The 16,375-nt window shown below is 68.2% G+C and carries 14 protein-coding genes and 1 pseudogene; 6 read left to right on the top strand and 9 right to left on the bottom strand.

Annotated elements, in window-relative coordinates; translation table 11 throughout:
- Positions 1-22: 22 nt before the first annotated feature.
- Positions 23-565 (bottom strand): hypothetical protein, encoded by a 543-nt coding sequence (locus tag ACFU6I_RS11260; protein WP_384363972.1) that lies wholly within the window; start codon positions 563-565, stop codon positions 23-25.
- 223 nt (positions 566-788) lie between these two features.
- Entirely contained in the window at positions 789-1,295 is a 507-nt protein-coding gene (locus ACFU6I_RS11255) for a DinB family protein (protein WP_384363970.1), read from the bottom strand.
- A gap of 200 nt (positions 1,296-1,495) precedes the next feature.
- Between ACFU6I_RS11255 and ACFU6I_RS11250 the strand changes: the two genes are divergently transcribed.
- Positions 1,496-2,704, top strand: coding sequence for an IS701 family transposase (locus ACFU6I_RS11250; protein ID WP_384363968.1), 1,209 nt, complete (start codon positions 1,496-1,498; stop codon positions 2,702-2,704).
- 117 nt (positions 2,705-2,821) lie between these two features.
- Here the strand turns inward: ACFU6I_RS11250 and ACFU6I_RS11245 are convergent, their stop codons facing one another.
- Positions 2,822-3,796 carry a zinc-binding alcohol dehydrogenase family protein gene (locus ACFU6I_RS11245; RefSeq protein ID WP_384363966.1) on the bottom strand — a complete coding sequence of 325 codons (975 nt, stop codon included), beginning with the start codon at positions 3,794-3,796 and terminating at the stop codon, positions 2,822-2,824.
- A 102-nt stretch (positions 3,797-3,898) separates the two neighbouring features.
- Here ACFU6I_RS11245 and ACFU6I_RS11240 point away from each other — a divergent pair, with 102 nt between their 5' ends.
- Positions 3,899-4,243: an ArsR/SmtB family transcription factor gene (locus ACFU6I_RS11240; RefSeq protein WP_384363964.1), complete on the top strand. Its 345-nt coding sequence runs from the start codon at positions 3,899-3,901 to the stop codon at positions 4,241-4,243.
- Between the two features lie 332 nt (positions 4,244-4,575).
- On the opposite strand, the gene ACFU6I_RS11235 is transcribed toward ACFU6I_RS11240, so the two are convergent.
- The 4 genes and pseudogenes from ACFU6I_RS11235 to ACFU6I_RS11220 form a co-directional block, all read right to left on the bottom strand.
- Entirely contained in the window at positions 4,576-5,835 is a 1,260-nt protein-coding gene (locus ACFU6I_RS11235) for a M14 family zinc carboxypeptidase (protein WP_384363962.1), read from the bottom strand.
- 271 nt (positions 5,836-6,106) lie between these two features.
- A pseudogene (locus ACFU6I_RS11230) lies at positions 6,107-6,292 on the bottom strand (AraC family transcriptional regulator); the annotation flags it as partial.
- Positions 6,293-6,358: 66 nt separating this feature from the next.
- Positions 6,359-7,999, bottom strand: coding sequence for a hypothetical protein (locus ACFU6I_RS11225; RefSeq protein WP_384363960.1), 1,641 nt, complete (start codon positions 7,997-7,999; stop codon positions 6,359-6,361).
- Between the two features lie 81 nt (positions 8,000-8,080).
- A complete protein-coding gene (locus ACFU6I_RS11220) occupies positions 8,081-8,443 on the bottom strand; it encodes a transposase family protein (RefSeq protein WP_384363958.1) in 363 nt (120 codons plus the stop codon).
- Positions 8,444-8,556: 113 nt separating this feature from the next.
- Here ACFU6I_RS11220 and ACFU6I_RS11215 point away from each other — a divergent pair, with 113 nt between their 5' ends.
- From ACFU6I_RS11215 to ACFU6I_RS11205, 3 genes are all read left to right on the top strand, one after another.
- Positions 8,557-9,216, top strand: coding sequence for an MSMEG_1061 family FMN-dependent PPOX-type flavoprotein (locus ACFU6I_RS11215; protein ID WP_384363956.1), 660 nt, complete (start codon positions 8,557-8,559; stop codon positions 9,214-9,216).
- A 157-nt stretch (positions 9,217-9,373) separates the two neighbouring features.
- Entirely contained in the window at positions 9,374-9,619 is a 246-nt protein-coding gene (locus ACFU6I_RS11210; RefSeq protein ID WP_384363954.1) for a hypothetical protein, read from the top strand.
- 200 nt (positions 9,620-9,819) lie between these two features.
- Positions 9,820-10,365, top strand: a complete 546-nt coding sequence (locus ACFU6I_RS11205) for a hypothetical protein (protein ID WP_384363952.1) — start codon at positions 9,820-9,822, stop codon at positions 10,363-10,365.
- Positions 10,366-10,641: 276 nt separating this feature from the next.
- Here the strand turns inward: ACFU6I_RS11205 and ACFU6I_RS11200 are convergent, their stop codons facing one another.
- Both ACFU6I_RS11200 and ACFU6I_RS11195 read right to left on the bottom strand, forming a co-directional pair.
- On the bottom strand, positions 10,642-13,092 hold the full coding sequence (locus ACFU6I_RS11200) for a beta-N-acetylglucosaminidase domain-containing protein (protein ID WP_384363950.1): 2,451 nt from the start codon (positions 13,090-13,092) through the stop codon (positions 10,642-10,644).
- Between the two features lie 168 nt (positions 13,093-13,260).
- On the bottom strand, positions 13,261-13,572 hold the full coding sequence (locus tag ACFU6I_RS11195) for a helix-turn-helix domain-containing protein (RefSeq protein ID WP_384364054.1): 312 nt from the start codon (positions 13,570-13,572) through the stop codon (positions 13,261-13,263).
- A 699-nt stretch (positions 13,573-14,271) separates the two neighbouring features.
- Between ACFU6I_RS11195 and ACFU6I_RS11190 the strand changes: the two genes are divergently transcribed.
- Complete coding sequence (locus tag ACFU6I_RS11190) at positions 14,272-16,041, top strand: alpha-L-fucosidase (protein WP_384363948.1); 1,770 nt, start codon at positions 14,272-14,274, stop codon at positions 16,039-16,041.
- Positions 16,042-16,375 lie beyond the last annotated feature (334 nt).

Here is a 16,375-nt window from a genome sequence, read left to right as displayed (position 1 = left end):
GTCGAACGCGTCTGAGCCGCCCTCAAGCAGCACTTGGACAACACCGCCATTTCCGGGCAGCGCAGCGATGACGAAAAACTTCGGGGCCCCGGAAATCAGCAACGCGCCGGTCAGGATTACGTGCTGGGGGAACCGATGCCCAACTGCACCGAACAGGACCGCCCGCCAGTGCGCCGGCGCCGAAGGCAGCGACCGACAGCCCCAGGGCGAGCGGATTGTTGAGCACCTGCTTGGCCAAGGTGGGCAGCACGGTGAACAGGGCGTTGTCGGCCATGTTGGCGAACATGAGCTCACGCAGGATCGCGGCGAGTTCCTCCTGGCCGACGTCGGCGGCGCTGAGGTCGTCCTCGATCTGCTGGAGCGCGAGTTGAGCGATGCCGACCCAGGCACGGACGCGGTCCAGGCGCGTACTCGGCCGGGTGGTCGCCTTGGTGGCGGCGATGAGGGCGGCGAAGGTCTCCCAGCCGTGGTGCCACGAGCTGTCGAGGTGGAACGCGCCGTTCATGCCGAAGTCGGCCAGGCGATGGTCGCGGAACTGCTTCTGGACCGGCTCGGCAACGACCACAACAGGGCGGTCGTACAAGGAGCAGGTGCGGTCTGACATGCCGACGCTCCAACGCAAAAAAGCGGCTCGGCCCCAGGTTCCCCCGGGGCCGGGCCGCTTCGTGTGCTGGTCAGAAGGTCGCGCGATGCATCGGGACGCCGCCCATCGCTGCGGGCGGCCTCGCACCGGTCGTGCCGTGACCGGCAATGTTTGCGCGACGGGGCAAAGCTTGCCGGGAGCGGCACTAGTCGCCGGTCGTGCCGTCGAGCATCTCGCGCAGGATGTCCAGGTGGCCGTTGTGGCGGGCCGTCTCCTCGGTGAGGTGGAGGAGGATCCAGCGCAGGTCGACGTGGAGGCCGTTGCGGATGGTTCCCTCGGCCTGCTTGTCCAGGTCGTTCCCGGCGACCAGTTCGCGGTAGCGGGCGCTCTGTTCGGCGTATTCGTCGAGCAGCTGCGTGAGCGGGAAGTCAACGGCGATACGCATCTCGCGGTCGGGATCCTCCTCGGTCCAAGGGCCCTGGTCTTCCTCGCCGAGGAAGACCACCTGGAACCAGTAGTACTCGACCCAGCGGAGGTGGTTGATCACTCCGCTCATGGTCATCAGCGGTGAGCCTGGCAGGAGCGCCTTGTGGGCGTTCTCCGCAGAGACGCCATCGCACTTGGCGCGGGCGATGTCACGTGCGTAGTCGAGAAACGTGGTGAGCTGGGTACGCTCGTCCCACGCGGGCGGCGTGTCGTCGATTCTTGTCATCGCGCGAAGCGTCCCCGATCACCGCCACCAATGTCGAGGCATTTAACGCCGGACCAACCTGCTCCACCCAACTCCTTGTCCGGCAGGTCGCGACAGCGATTCAGCGCTGGTGGGCAACCCGGCATGATCCGCCGGACAGACCCTAGTAGGGCTTTGTTACGTGTCTGGGCAGGCGGTGGTTGTGGTGGTTTCCTGCTGGTATGAGGGCCGATGAACTCGCTGCGTGTCGTGGTCGGTTGGAGGAGTTTGCCGGTGAGGTGTTCGCGCCGTTGGTGCGTGCGGATCAGCGGGTGAAGGGCGGACTGTATCTGCGGGGTCTGTTGCTGGACGGGCGTCGCAAGTCGATGCAGCCGATGGCCGGACGCCTTGGTGTCGATCATCAGCAGTTGCAGCAGTTCATGACGTCCTCGACCTGGCCGGTCGACATGGTCCGAGGGCTGTTGGCCCGGCGGGCGGTCGTGGTGGTGCGTCCGCAGGTGTGGGTGGTGGACGATACCGGCTTCCCCAAGGACGGAGTCTCCTCGCCCGGGGTGGCCAGGCAGTACTCCGGCACGTTGGGCAAGGTCGGCAACTGCCAGATCGGCGTCAGTGTCCATGCTGCGTCCGACACCGCTTCCTGCCCGCTGTCGTGGCGGCTGTTCCTGCCCCGCAGCTGGGACGGGACCGAAGCGCTGGGCCGGCGGGCCCGCTGCCGAGTCCCGGACGAGGAACGCCACCGGCCGAAATGGCAGCTCGCGCTGGACATGCTCGACGAGCTCTCCACGCTCGGTCTGCGGCCCGCGGTACTGGTCGCGGATGCGGGTTACGGGGCGAACGCCGACTTCCGCCACGGCCTGGAAGACCGGGGACTGGCCTACGCGCTGCAGGTCAAGGGCGAGATGACCGCCCACGCCGAAAGCGCAGAGCCCCATCAGCCGCCCTATGGCGGGCTCGGCCCCAGGCCGCTGCCCCGTTACCGCACCCGCCCGGTGAGCCTGCGCGAACACGTCCTGGCCGCAGGACGCGACAAGACGGTGAGTGTCACCTGGCGCAAGGGCTCCAAAGCGGCGATGACCTCGCGTTTCGTGTTCCTGCGCATCCGCCTTGCCGGGCGCCGTCCGAAACCCGCCCCCGACGGTGTCATCGGCCTGACCTGGCTGATCGCCCAGTGGCCCGAAGGCGAGGACGAACCGGTCAGGTACTGGATATCCAACCTGCCCGCCGACATCCCCGCCCGGGATCTGGTCCGCCTCGCGAAGTTACGGTGGCGGATCGAGCACGACTACCGCGAGCTGAAGACCACCCTGGGACTCGGCCACTTCGAAGGACGCTCGTTCACCGGCTGGCACCGGCACGTCACCCTCGTGACCGCGGCCCATCTGTTCCTGACCGAACAACGGACCTGCCCAAAAGCCCCTGCCAGGGCCTGACCCTCTACCAGGCCCTGGACCTCCTCCAACACCTCCTGGCCACCTGGACCGGCACCTGCCCCACCTGCCGACAACCCACCCCATGGCAGCCCTACGACACCACCTAACAAAGCCCTACTAGGCGATGCGCAGCAGGAGCTTGCCGGTGGAGGTGCGGCCGCCCATGAGGCGGTGGGCCTCGGCCGCGTCCTGCAGCGCGAATTCCGCTGTGACGGGCAGGGACACAGTCCCCTCGGCGACGGTGCGCAGCGCGCGGCCGGTCAGCTCGCGCAACGCCTGCGGTGCCGTGCCGGCGAGGGCCAAAACGGAGAAGCCGCTGACGGACAGGCCGCGGGCAGCAAGGTCGACCTGTCCGGCTTGCCACGGCTCGGCGCCGCTCGCGTTCCCGAAGGAGACGAGGCGCCCGAAGACGGCCAGCGCATCCAGTCCGCGGCGCAGCGTTTCTCCGCCGACCGGGTCGAGAACCACATCGACGCCTCTGCCTCCGGTGGCGCGGCGTACGTCCTGGTCGAAGGTGTCGGCCAGGAACACGTCGTCGTATCCCTGCGCGCGGGCGTACTCCGCCTTGGCCTTGCTGGAGGTCACCCCGTACACGGCGCCGGCGCCCGCCGCGCGGGCCAGTTGCCCGGCCGCCGTGCCGATGCCGCCGGCAGCGCCCTGCACGAGGATGCTCTCCCCGGCCCGCAGCCGACCCACCTCGTGCACCAGGGCGTGAGCGGTCGGCAGCACCGTCGGCACGGTCGCCGCGGTACGCAGGTCCACACCGCCGGGCAGCGCGAACACGGCCGCCGCCTCGGCAACGACCACGTCGGCATATCCGCCGCCCTGCACAAGCCCGGCGACCTCCTGCCCCACGCGGAGCCCCGTCACGCCCTCGCCGACGGCCCGGATGCGCCCGGATACCTCCAGGCCAGGGCGGTGGGGCAGCGAGGTGACCCTGTACCCCTCGGCACGCGCCTTGAGGTCGGCGAAGTTGACGCCCGCCCACGCGACGTCGATGGCCGCCTGCCCGGCGCCGGGCTCGGGGACCTCGGCCTCGACGACTCGCAGCACGTCGGGGCCGCCGTACTCCTGGAATTCGACCGCACGCATGCGCAGAACCACCTCTCCGAGAGTGTTCGACGGGAAGCAAACACTCGCACTGTACGATGTTCATCGAACACTCTGCAAAGGGCAATGCCAGGAGGGCGAGCAATGACGGACAGGACCCCGGGCAGGAGCCACCGCCCGGCACCCGTTTTCACGCACCCCGACGACGTCCCGCTGCTGACCGCGCTGACCGCGCTCGCAGACCCGGTCCGCATCCAGCTGGTCCGCACCCTGGCCGACCATCCCGACTGGTCTCTGAGCTGCAGCAACTTCGACGTGCCCGTCGGCCGGGCGGCCAAGAGCCACCACTTCTCGGTCCTGCGCGCCGCCGGGCTGGTCGAACAGCGCGACGAAGGACCCAAGCGACTCAACCGGCTACGACGGGAAGAGTTCGACGCCCGTTTCCCCGGCCTGCTCGACCTCACACTCCGCGACGACGAAGACTCCTGACACCCGCCGGCACCCCCGTGTACCGGCGCGAGCCCGCCCAGACCGTGTTCGGCGACCGGCCGCTCTCGGTAGGTGGTCGCCCGTCACCGGGGTGCGATGCTTGCCGCCGCTCCCCAGCGGATCTGCGCGACCGACTCCTCCAGCCGGGCGAGGGACTTGTCCGCACGGCGACCTCGTCCAGGACCGGGGGCTGTTCGGTGAGGGGGCCGGAAATCAGTAAGGGGCTCCGGCTACCCGACCGGACGCGGTAACCGCGGCAGGTTGGGAACCTGCCGCGGGCCGCATCGCTGCCGTGGGTCACGTGCCTGCGCACGGGACCCGTTCCGCCGAGGTCAGTCCGCCGTGGTCTCCCACCCGTAGTCCGGCAGCTTGAAGAAGTCGTCCCCGTCGACCCGGTCGGCGCTGCCCGTGGCCAGGCCCGTCATCAGGGACTCCACTCCGGTACGTACGGACTGGACGAACATGCCGCGCTGCCGCTGTCCCAAGTCGTCCTGCTGCCCGCGGACTTCGAAGAGGACCGTGCCGGTTCCGTTGAGGGCGAAAGCGGACCGGCCCTGGCCGGCGTATTCGCGTGCGTCAGGGTGCAGATAGCGGCCGGTCGCGGCAAGCCTCGACTGCTCGCCGTATGCGTCGGCGATGCCATTGGCCACCGTGAGCGCATAGCGGCGGGACTTGTCCTGGTCCAGCTTCGGCCACTGCTTCTTGTACTTGGCCCCGTCGTTAACGCCGAGCGGCGGGTAGTCCAGCGAGACCGTGATCAGCTTGCCGTCCTGCGGGCCGCCCGTGATGCGCTCACAGGGACCCATGTGGTGCAGATCGATGAACGCGTCGACAGATCCCTTCTCGTTGCGCATCTTCACATACGTGTCACGGATCGCGCGCGACTCGGGGGAGAGGAAGAAGCCGGCGTCGATCTGCTTGCCGGGGAGGTCGGAGGCCTTCGGGACGTAGTTCAGATCCGGGTTGAAGTCCCGGTTGAGGTCATAGCCGGGCTGGTTGATGCCGTCGCCGCTGAGGCTGTGGTACCAGGCGCGCGGTGCCCCGGCCAGCTGGGGGAACTGGGCGACGGTCTGGTCCCAGGAACGTACGTTGATACGGCGGTTGAGCTCGCCGCCGTCCGGGTTCACCATCGGCATGGCAACCAGGGTGACTTTGCTGAGGAGTTCGGCGGTCTTCGGACCAGAGTTCGAACCCAACTCCTTGAGCATGCCTATGAGGGCCTCCGTGCCCGTGCGCTCGTTGCCGTGAATGGCGCTGGTCACCATCAGGACGCGGGGGCCGGTACCCACTCGCGCGGCCCACAGTTCGCGGCCCTGGGTGGTGCGCCCGGCGACCTCGACCTGCACCCGGCCCTTGCTGGTCTTCTCGATCTGCCGCAGTGTGGCGCCGAGTTGATTGTGGTCGGTCCAGCCGGACCAGGACGGATCGTCGGAGGTCTTGCAGTTGCCGGGATCGCTCTCGGCGGCCGTGACGGTGGCGGCGGCCGGTGAAGTGACCAGTACCGTGCCGAGGGCGGCTGAGGCCGCGACGGTGGCAACGGCTGTGCGTAGCGCTCGCGGACGGGTGTTCCGCGTGCTGCGGTAGGTGCGCATGGGGCTGGCTCCTCACAACGTTACGGGTGGCACTGAAGTGGGGGGCGTTCCCGATGATGCTGACCCGAGGGTCAAGGAAAGGTCAATGGGGCGTACATGAATGCCCATGTCGGCGAACGGCCTTGAAGGCCTGGGGGTGGGCGGCGCCGGTTGTGCGTCAGCTCGGCCCATAAGGCCGGCACAGCGCCATCGGCAGCAGACAGCCGCACCCCGGATGGTGCCCACGCTGCCTCCGGTCCGCCCGGCGGCCCCTGACGCCGGGGAAACCAAGTTGGCCGGTGAGCCACTCCAGCGGGGTCGTGCCCAGTTGTGCGCGGAACCGGCGGTGCAGGGTCGCGGGCGAGACCGCCGCGCGGGCCGCCAGGTCCGCCACCGTCAGCGGCTCGCCCAGCCGCTCCAGCGCCCGGGCGAGCAGCGTGCCGAGCGACTCGTCGCGCACCTCGGGCACCAGGCTCTCTCCGAAGTACGTGTGACGAAGTCCGCCCCGGCTTTGTCCGGGGCGGCCTTCCGTATGTGCTCGTGCTCAGATGACGTCGACGTAGTCCTCGCGCCCCGAGCTCACCAGGTGGGTGCTGTTCGGGTACAGGAGAACCGCGACCCACGTGCCGTCCTTCGAGGCCGTGAAGCCCTTGCTGAAAGTGCCGTCGGAGCGGGTGTAGGTGTTGCCCATGTCGTACCAGGTGCTGGACCCCTTGGGGCGGAAGAGGATCTTCACCTTCTGGGCGGCGTAGGCCTTCCAGGCGCCCGAGGTGTACTGCTGGAGCTTGCCCTTGTAGGTGATTGTGCGGCCCTTGTGGACCGGCTCGGGCGAGGCATTGCCGTCGGTAATCCGGGTCGGGGTGCGCTTGGCGTACACGACCGCGCTGTACGACTCCTGGAAGTCGCGGCTGCCCTTGAAGTGCGCCCGGTAGTAGCCCTTGTAGGGCGCGTCGAACGTGCCCTTGAACGGTGCGCCGGTTTCGGGGTCGCCGCGGCCCGGCGTGACCGTCTTCACGGTCTGCCAGCCGGTCCTGCCGTCGGCCGAGTACTGGAGTTCGACCTTGTTGACCGGGGCCGAGGGCATCTGCTTTCCGGTGTTCAGCACGCCCTTGGCGGTCAGTTCGGAGTATTTGTTCAAGGTCGCCGTGAAGCCGGTGATGGACGTCTTGTTCGCGACGTACACGTGGACTGTCCGGAAGCCGCTGTACCTCAGGTACGTCCCGGTGCGCACCTGCACCTCGACCCGTCCCGACCTCGGTACGGTCAGGTTTCCGGTGAAGCGGCCGTCGGCGCCCGTGACGGGCCGAGAGGCGACGCGGGGTCCTCCGTTGCCGTCGTCCCACACCTCGTCGACGACGGCTCCGGCCAGTGGCTTCCACGCCCCGCCGACGTACACCTCGGCTGTGCCGGAGACCGTGGCCGGCTGACCGGCCTTCACGTACACGTCGGTGGCGTCCAGGGTCATGCGCGTCTGCGACTGCACGGCCCTGACCTCGACGCTCTGGTTGGCCCTGGACTGGTACCAGGGCTCGTCCAGCCGCAGCCAGGCGTTGACGTCGGCGATGGACGGATCGTCCACGGTGTAGGTGGCGGTGAAACGGCCGTCGGCGCGGGTCGTGGTCGTCTTGTCAGCCTCGTTGGAAATCTCGAGGTCCACCTGCTTGCCCGCTGCCGGTGTCGTCTCGCCGGTGCGCGGGTCGGTGACCGTGAAGCCGCCCGTGACGGTGACGTCCTGGTGCTCGTAGTCAGGGTTCTGCGGTGTGGCCTGAAGGTCGGTCAGATTCGCCTCGAGTTCGTACTCGTAGGTGCCCGGGGCCGTGGTGATGTCCCCGTCGGCGTCGGTCAGGTCGACCATGACGCGGTAGACGCCGAGGTCGGCGAGGCGCAGCGGGGTGCTGGTCCGCCATGAGCCCTGCTGGTCGGTGCCCGAGGCGCGGGTGAAGTCGCTGACCTCGGCGACCTCCGGGTCGCCAGCGGCGGAGTCCGGCGCGTACAGGTGCGCCGTGATGGAGGTGATGGCGCTGTCGGACGAGGCGTACACCGAGACCAGGCCGGAGGCCGGCGTGCCGTCACTGCCCACGCCGTACAGCACGGGTGCCACCGCGGCGTGCGCGGCCGGCACCGGGCCCAGCAGGACGCCTGCCGCCACAAAGGCGCAGGCGAGTGCCAGGGATCGTTTTCTCACGTGAAGTCCCCCCACGAGACTGTGAAGAGCGTGGATCGCTCAGGAGCGAAGCGCATAGTACGTCGCGGTACCCCTATTTAATTAGGCGAACACATCCTCCAGGGTCCGCAGCCGGATGCCGAGCCGATCGGGAACGGCGAACCCACGGTCCGCCAGCAGCGGGCGGACTTCCCGGATCGCCCGGCCGATCGTGGAAGACCCCACCTCGTAGAGCACGCCCAACGCCTCATGGGTGAGCCCAGTCCGCAGATGGACCGGTGTCACCAGGAGCCGGTCGGTGAAGACCAGTTCGTACTTCGGCCCGGCCCCCGCCTCCCGCCGACGGTCGCCCTCACGTCGCCCATGACGCCCGGACTCACAGCGCGCCACCCAGCGCAGGGCGAGTTCCGCGACCAACTCGCCCAGATGTTGGCGCGACAGTCTGCAGAAAGCAGGATGAGACATGGCCGCGCGGGCCTGTTTGATCTTCACACGCCCGACAACTCGCGAGGCCGTCTCCATGTCCCCACACTCACCGACCAAAATCAATCGCAGGTCGGCCCATTAGGGTCGGAGGCATGACGACACCCCTCGCCGGCAGCGCCTTCGACTCGCTCCGCCTCGACGCCGTGCCCGACAAGGAGACGCTGCGCCGGGCCTACGAACTCCCCAGCGACGCGGCCGTTCGCAAGCAGATGACCGAACTCACCGAACAGACCCAGCGGCTGATCGGCTGCTCATCACTGGTCCTGGTCTCCAGCGCAGACGCCGAGGGTAATTGTGACGTCTCCCCACGCGGCGGCCCCGCCGGGTTCGTCGCCGTCCTGGACGCACGGACGGTGGCGATACCGGACGCCACCGGCAACAAGCGTCTGGACACCCTGCAGAACGTCATCGCCACCGGACGGGCCGGGCTGCTGTTCGTCATCCCGGGGCGCACCACGACGCTCAGAGTGAACGGCCGGGCCTGCGTCTCCACCCGCCCGGAGCTGCTGTCGCAGCTGACCGCCGTGGGCAAGCCGCCGGCCAGTGCGCTGGTGCTGGGGATCGAGGAGGTCTACCCGCACTGCCCCAAGTCGCTGCTGCGCAGCGGGGCCTGGAAGCCGGAGCAGTGGCTGTCGGCGGACGCCCAGCCGGCCTCGGCCGAGGTGACGCTGGCCCAGCTGCGGATGCCGGAGCTGACGATCGCTGACATCGAGCAGGCGGAAGCGGATTCGCTGAAGTACCGGTACGAGTAACGAGCCGACCAGCGATTGCTGAACCACCCCCTCCCGTGGTCACATGCCACCCCACCCACCCGTGATCCTGTCCTTCAAAGCAACATGGAAGAGGGCCGCACTTGCGGCCCTCTTCGCTTGTCGCCTCTAACCAGGGGCATGCGCCTGTCCCGTGGCCTTGAGGGCGCGCACTGCGGCCCTCGCTACCGTCCTCCGGCGCGGCGGCCGGGGCCGCAGACTCCGGCACGCGGCCTCACGGGAGTGCATCACCGACACCGGCGAGGCCCCTACCGTCCGCGAGATCGGCCAGTACATAGGGCTCAGCAGCGTCTCCGCCGTCCACTACCAACTGCGGCAGTGCGAGGAGAAAGGCGCCATCGCCCGCGAGCCGTGGCGCCCGCGCGGTATCCGGCTCGCCCGTTGAGAGCATCACAACTTCGCCCGAAGCGCCCCTTTCCGTCCGTGTGAGTGGAATAGGACCCCCGATGGCCACACCGGGCGGATTCCAACGATCGTCGCAGCCGCTGTCACCCATTCAACCCGCATGTTCAATACATTCAGATTGCGTCAGGTTCCGTACCTTATCGGAGGCATATCCAGAATCGCCCTCGTCCGGGAGGAACCATGAAATCGGTCCTGCGCACCGGCCTCGCCGCCATCGCCGCAACGCTGCTCATCGGCACCACGACCGCGTTCACTGCGCCGAGCAACGCGAGTACGGCACCCATCGCACCCGCATCGAACAGTGCAGGGATCGCAACGCTGAATACGGTTGTCAACCTGCCGAACGGAGTCTGGACTGACACCCCGCTCGAGGTCACCCTCCCCAGGCCTGGCACATACGAACTCGACGCAAACGTCCGCGGACGCCTCGCAGGCGCTCCGCCCCTCAACACGTCCATCACCGCGCGGCTGTGGAACGTCAACTCCGGCGCCGAGGTGTCGCAGAGCGAGCGGTTCGTGTACCAGGTCATCAACCTGAACGCGGGCGAGGCCACGGCCGGCGGCAACCAGACCGCACCGATCAGCGAGCTGATCAGTGTCAGCAGGCCGACAACGATCCGACTGCAGGCTCGACGGGTCGACGCCCTCGGGGCCGCCAGCATTGCACAGGTCTACTCCGACGGCTTTGGCTACACCTCGCTCCGCTACGAGCGGGTCGGTTCCTGACGGCATCCCCCTCGGAGCGGTGTCGGAAGTCGGCGAGGGCGGTTCAGTCGGGTCGGGCAGGCTCGCCCGGTACGCGGCCTCGTCGACCTCCTCGTACCCGAGGGCGAAGTACGGGCCCAGGTCCTTCAGGTTGCGGGGCACGGGCACGCGAGGCGCGGCCTGTCCCCTGCTCGCGCCCGGCGGAGCGGTCACCCGACCTCAGGTCCGGCGCGCGGCCGCCCTGCTCAGGGGCGGCCGCGTACGGTCCGGACGGTACGTGGGACGGTGGTGTCAGCCCTACTTCACCCGGCCGAGGACCTCGACCTCGGCCATGTTGAGTTCCACCGGGGTCTTGGACGCGAGCCACACCCGAACGTAACGGCCCCGGGCGTTGGTCTCGATGGTGGTGGGGCCTGCGGCCTGGCCGGTCTCGTGGTGGCTCCAGACGCCGGGCGTGCCGAGCTGGTCCGAGAGCGTTCCGGAGAAGGGCCGGTCGGAGACCAGGACGTAGTAGTCCTTCGTCCGGTCCGCGCAGCAGTCCGTCCGGTTGTAGATCTTGATCTTCTCGAGATCGGCGCTCGTTCCGAGGTCGACTTGCCACCACGGCTGCGCTTCGCGGCCGCCGGTGGTGGAGAAGTTGAAGCGGTCACCGTCGACAGCCTTGTCGGCGCTGAAGGGGAACGTCCCTCCCCAGTCGTAGTCGGAGATCTGAGTCGCCGTCTTCCCACGGGCGAGTTCACTCAGGGGAGGCAGTCCCATCGACTCGTCGTGGAGATTCTCCACGCGCGTGACGAAGTCCTCGATGAAGGGATCGCCGATCTTCACCGGGCCGACCTGGTGGTGCTCCGCCGGGTCAACCGTGACCTGCGAGGCAGCGGCGGCGAGGGAATCCATGGACTTGCGCTCCTTGGCCGCCTCGGCCGCGTTCCCCGCATCGATCGCGGCGAGGGCGTTCAGGCCGTGCTCCATCGCTTGTCCCCACAGCTGCGTGGCGTCCAGCCAGCGGGAGGCGTCGGAAAGGAACAGCTTGTCCGGCACGCCCTCCCGGATGGCGGCCGGCGCCAGCGTCACCGCGCGCACGGACGGGCGGAATCCGCTGATCGCGGCCCGCGCATCGGTTCCGTACTCATGCCAGAACCGCTCCAACTCCGTGCCGAACACCGGCGCCTGGGGCTGCCACAGCTCGGAGCCGAAGGTCGGGGCGGCGTGGTTGAGGTCGACGAACACCTGCACCGCGTCGGCCGTGCGCTGGTCCCCCGCCGCGAGGTGGAGGGCGGCCTGGCGTCCGGAGCGGGCCCGGTCATAGCCCCGGTCGTTCCACGAGAAGTCCGACATCGTGAAGACCGCGAGCTTGCTGGCGGCCTCCTGGTTCATCGGGTTGGAGACAATACCGCTGAGATGGTCCGACAGACCGGGCTCACGCTTGTCATAGGGCGCCAGCAGCAGTCGGCCCGCGGTCCGGCCGAAGTCGTTGACCGGGTAGTTGTCCCACACGAAAACCTTGCGGCCGAAGAGTTCGGCGGCCTTGGACGCCTGCGCGTTCGTGATCTCCCGCGGCACCACGTCCGTCCCGGTCCACATCACCTGCACCGCGGGGTCGAGCGTGTCACGGATCGTCTGCTTGTACGCGGTGTCGGTCAGGTCGCCGTACTCCGTGGGGACCATCTGCAGCGGGTTGGCGCCGGGGTGCGAGGCGATGAAGTCGCGCTGCACCGTGTTCAGCAGGCTCACCTGGGCGCGGGCCGCCGCGCCGCGGCCCGGAGCGCCGAACTTCTCCCCGTCGCCGGAGCAGTTCCAGCGTGTGTAGCTGATGTCGTCCAGCGGGATCGAGAAGGACTGCACGCCCGCGTCGAACAGCGCCCGCATCTTGTCGGTGAGCGCCTTGGTGTCGGCGGGGTCGGAGTAGCAGATCGAGGCACCGGGTGAGACAGCGAAGGTGAAGCGTACGTGGTCGGCCCGTGCTCGGTCGATCAGTTCGCGCAGTTCGGCGAGCTTCGCCGGCGGGTAGGGCTCGCGCCACTTGTCCCGGTGGTACGGGTCGTCCTTCGGCGCGTAGACGTAGGTGTTGGACTTCATCTCACCGAGGAAGTCCATGTGGTCCAGACGCTCGGCCGCCGTCCACGGCGGTCCGTAGAAGCCCTCGATGGTGCCACGCAGTGGCATCGACGGGAAGTCGCTGACTTGAGCGCCCGCCACCTTCCAGTGGCCATCGCCGTGCTGGAAGAGTTGGCGCAGGGTCTGCACGGCGTAGAACTGGCCCGCGGCGTCGGTGCCCCCGAGGGCGATCTCCGGATGCGACTGCCGCCCTACGACCCGCAGGGCATATCCCTCGGCGTGGCCGGGGACAGGGGTGTCGCCCAGCCCCTTCGCGATGTCGGGACGATCGGCGGATCCCAGTCTGACGGTGAGCAGCCCGTCGGATGCCTGCGGGACGCTGTCGGGGGAAACGCTGTCGACACGCGCGGCGCCGTGCTGCTTGAGCTCGCGGACGAGGCGGTCGCGGGCAACCGCGTCCGTGCGTGCGTCCGCGACCACGAGGACCCGTCCGGTGACGGTCGCATCGTCGCCCGAACGGGACATGGACTGCGGAGTCGGGGAAACGAGCGGCAAGGGGCGGGGGCCCGCCGGGGCCGCACCCCGCGCCTTCGTGGGTTCCGCGGCCTGCGCGCCGGCTCCGGACGTGAGCACCCCGAGGGTCACACAGCTTGCCATGGCGATCACGACGAAGGGCGGTATGCGCCTTCTCATGAAACTCCTCCAGTTGATCTAGACCATTTTCGATGAAGAGCTACTGCACGAAATCGCCCCCGCTGTCAGGGCGTTCGGCCGGCCGGCTTCAGCGGGCGCCGGTGTCGGACCGCAGGGCCCTTCGGCAGGACCTCGTCCAGGACGCGCGCCACACTACCTCCAGGTGGTCTAGTCCACTAGACATCTGTCGTGAAGTTGCCCGCTGCTCCCCGAACGGCCACCCCGGCACGCGGCGACCTCGATCCGCGCCGGCCTCTGTCGCAGCGTGTTGCGGCGGACATGCAGCTCGTGCGCGGTATCGGCAGCTGAACAGCGGTTACCCAAGCAGGTCTCAAGGGGCGTGGACAGAGCGGTACCGTGCCGCAAGTTGCAACCGACGACCTCGGCGATCCTGGTACTGACATCGCGCAGCTCCTCCCCCGTGTCGGGACCCACGCGGGGCAACAGGCGCAGATGTCCGACATCCTGATGGTGAGCCATGGCTTGTACGTCACCGGGCAGTTCGGCCCCTCCAAACGCGGACTCGGCACTTTTCAGGGCGGCGGCCATGCTGTGCGCGTCATGAACCATGGGCCGATTCCCGCCGCGATCCCTCCGCCGGTGACGTGTCGCAGGTGCTTGACAGTCGTAAGGACCGGTCGCGCGGTGGCTTGTGAGGAACTGTTCGAAAGCCCCTCGTCCCCGCCGATTACGAGACCGCACCGGCAGCCCGGTCCCCCACACCAAGGGTGTCCGTCAAAGCAGAACAAGCTCAGGTCAACGGGCATCCCGCGTCACGGACGCCTGCGCGACGACATCGAGGGGGATGTTCACCGAGCCCTTTCCGTGATCTTCTCGGTGCCGCTGAGGGTCGCGTCGACCGCGGCTCCGCGGTTCTGATGCGAGAGCGCGCCGATCATCCCGCCGGTCCGGTCATGGCGGCCGACCCGGCTTTCCTCTCCCCCGGTATCGGCTCGATCTTCCGAGGCGGCTGGTGGCCCGGACGCCGGGGCTCGCCTCGTTCAATGCGACCTGTCAATGGCATACCTCCGATGATTTCAACCCTCTCTCGCCGCAAGCACCCTTGACAGGCTTCATTAGGCAGCCTCAAGATCCATAGAACCGATGTTTGAGTGTTCAGTCGGATGCCAGGAGATCCCACTCGCACACGGCTGCTGAAGCAGCGGAAGGACAGTGACGATGCACTCCCAAGTCAACCGATTGACCAGAAGTTTGAAGGCGGCGTTGGCGACAGCCGCCCTCGTGGCCGGTTGTGCTCTGGCCGCCGGCAGCCCGGCCCAGGCCGATCCAGCCCCCAAGCCCATCGATGCCTACCCCGCAGCGATCCCGCTGAGCACCGACACGAACATCGCGAACTGGGAGAAGCTCCAGTTCGGCATGTTCGTGCACTGGGGCATGTTCTCCTCCTACGGTGGCTACTACAACGGGGTGCAGCAGACCATCGGCTACCCGGAGCAGATCAAGGCGTGGATGAACATCCCGACCTCCGACTACCTGGCCGGCGCGCACCAGTTCACCGCCGACAAGTTCGACGCTGCCCAGTGGTGCGCCACCGCCAAGGCAGCGGGTGCCAAGTACTTGGTGCTCACGTCGAAGCACCACGACGGCTTCGCCATGTGGGACACCGCGACCACCGACTACAACGTCGTCGCTCAGACACCGTTCGGCCGTGATCCGATCAAGGAGCTGAGCACCGCCTGTCGCGCTCAGGGCATGGGCTTCGGTCTGTACTTCTCCATCATCGACTGGACGTTGCAGACTCCCGAGCCGTACCAGAACCTCAACCCGATTCCCGACTCGATGATGCCGTACATCAAGTCGCAGCTGACCGAGTTGCTGACGAAGTACGGGCAGCTCGACGAACTGTGGTTCGACATGGGCAAGCCGACCGCCGCACAGAGCGCGGAGATGGCGGCGACGGTGCACCAGTTGCAGCCACAGACCATGGTCAACTCCCGGGTCTGGAACAACAAGGGCGACTTCGAGGTCGGCGGCGACAACTCGGTGCCGACCAAGCAGCTGCAGGCGCCGTGGCAGTCTGCCTACTCGATCTTCCCGAAGTGCTGGGGCTACTGCACCTGGCCGAGCGCCGATCGCTCCGACGCCTCCAAGGCGTCCAAGACCACCCAGCAGGTCAGGTCCCTGTTCACCGTGACATCGGGCGGCGGCAACTACCTGTTGAACGTCGGACCGCAGGGCAACGGTGCCATCGACGACTTCCAGGCCGGTGTGATGACCGGAATCGGCGCCTGGAATGCACGCCACCCCAACGCCGTCGAGGGTGCCCGGCCGACGCTCTACGGCCGGATGTCCTGGGGCGACAGCACGATCAAGGGCAACGCGGTCTACCTCGGCGTGAGCAACTGGCCGAACGGCGGTGGCGACATCAGGCTGCCCGGTATGGCCAGCACCATCCTCGACGTCACGGTGGACGGCACGGCTGACCGACTGCCGTACCGGATGGACGGCAACGATCTGGTGATCACGCTGCCGGCTCAGCCGACCGATGCCGATCTGCCGGTCATCAAGGTGCACACGGACGGTGCGCCGCTCGTGCGGCCGACCGGTACCGCCGTCAGCGCGGACCGGCACTTCACGATCGCCGCCGGTTCTCTGACCAGCCGGCTCTCACCCATCAACGGCGGCCGCGATGCGTCCTCCGTGACCGGGTGGCTGGCCGGCCAGGACGGCAACAGCGGTTGGAACGAGGCCAGGGTCACCGTGGCCGGCACGTTCAAGGCGGACACAAAGTACCGGATCACCCTCGGTGAGACGTCCGTGGTGGCCACTGGAGCGCAGCTGACTGCCGGAGCGGTGGACGGCCTTCGGTACCGATCGCAGCAAATCACGCCGATCACGATCGCGCTGGCCGACCCCGACTACTTCGCTGATCCGTTGGGGGCGACCGTCACGAACATCACTGTCGACGGCTACCGCGTGAACTCCTGAGCGTCCGATCCCGGTGCCGACTCCCCTCCCGAGCCGGCACCGGGGTCCTCGCTCCGGCTCGTGAGCGCCGCGGGTGGTGGGGTGCACCGCGTCCCCACCACCCGCGCATGGATTCACCGGCCTGGTCTGGCTGCGTCGGTCAAAGCACTGGCGCGGCAAGGCGCCTGACCGGCCTCGACCCCCACGCGAGCTTCAGCCCCTTGTTGCACGCTGCGCAGGCGCGCCGTTCGACGGCAACGTCGACATGCGCCACGTCTTGACGCGTGGTCTACACCTCACTAGGTTCCCGGGACATCTGACGTCTGAGGTCTGGTGTTCGGTGCTCCTCGCACCC

Origin of the sequence: Streptomyces sp. NPDC057486, assembly GCF_042802415.1 — a bacterium.
Lineage (GTDB): Bacteria > Actinomycetota > Actinomycetes > Streptomycetales > Streptomycetaceae > Streptomyces > Streptomyces yanii.
This window is presented reverse-complemented; position numbering and strand designations above follow the sequence as displayed.

Excerpts from the sequence above, each read along its gene's own strand:
- ACFU6I_RS11245 (WP_384363966.1), bottom strand. The coding sequence starts at position 3,796 with ATGCGTGCGGTCGAATTCCAGGAGTACGGCGGCCCCGACGTGCTGCGA.
- ACFU6I_RS11250 (WP_384363968.1), top strand. The coding sequence starts at position 1,496 with ATGAGGGCCGATGAACTCGCTGCGTGTCGTGGTCGGTTGGAGGAGTTT.
- ACFU6I_RS11200 (WP_384363950.1), bottom strand. The coding sequence starts at position 13,092 with ATGAGAAGGCGCATACCGCCCTTCGTCGTGATCGCCATGGCAAGCTGT.
- ACFU6I_RS11220 (WP_384363958.1), bottom strand. The coding sequence starts at position 8,443 with ATGTCTCATCCTGCTTTCTGCAGACTGTCGCGCCAACATCTGGGCGAG.
- ACFU6I_RS11195 (WP_384364054.1), bottom strand. The coding sequence starts at position 13,572 with ATGGCTCACCATCAGGATGTCGGACATCTGCGCCTGTTGCCCCGCGTG.
- ACFU6I_RS11215 (WP_384363956.1), top strand. The coding sequence starts at position 8,557 with ATGACGACACCCCTCGCCGGCAGCGCCTTCGACTCGCTCCGCCTCGAC.
- ACFU6I_RS11190 (WP_384363948.1), top strand. The coding sequence starts at position 14,272 with ATGCACTCCCAAGTCAACCGATTGACCAGAAGTTTGAAGGCGGCGTTG.
- ACFU6I_RS11205 (WP_384363952.1), top strand. The coding sequence starts at position 9,820 with ATGAAATCGGTCCTGCGCACCGGCCTCGCCGCCATCGCCGCAACGCTG.
- ACFU6I_RS11255 (WP_384363970.1), bottom strand. The coding sequence starts at position 1,295 with ATGACAAGAATCGACGACACGCCGCCCGCGTGGGACGAGCGTACCCAG.
- ACFU6I_RS11235 (WP_384363962.1), bottom strand. The coding sequence starts at position 5,835 with ATGCGCACCTACCGCAGCACGCGGAACACCCGTCCGCGAGCGCTACGC.
- ACFU6I_RS11240 (WP_384363964.1), top strand. The coding sequence starts at position 3,899 with ATGACGGACAGGACCCCGGGCAGGAGCCACCGCCCGGCACCCGTTTTC.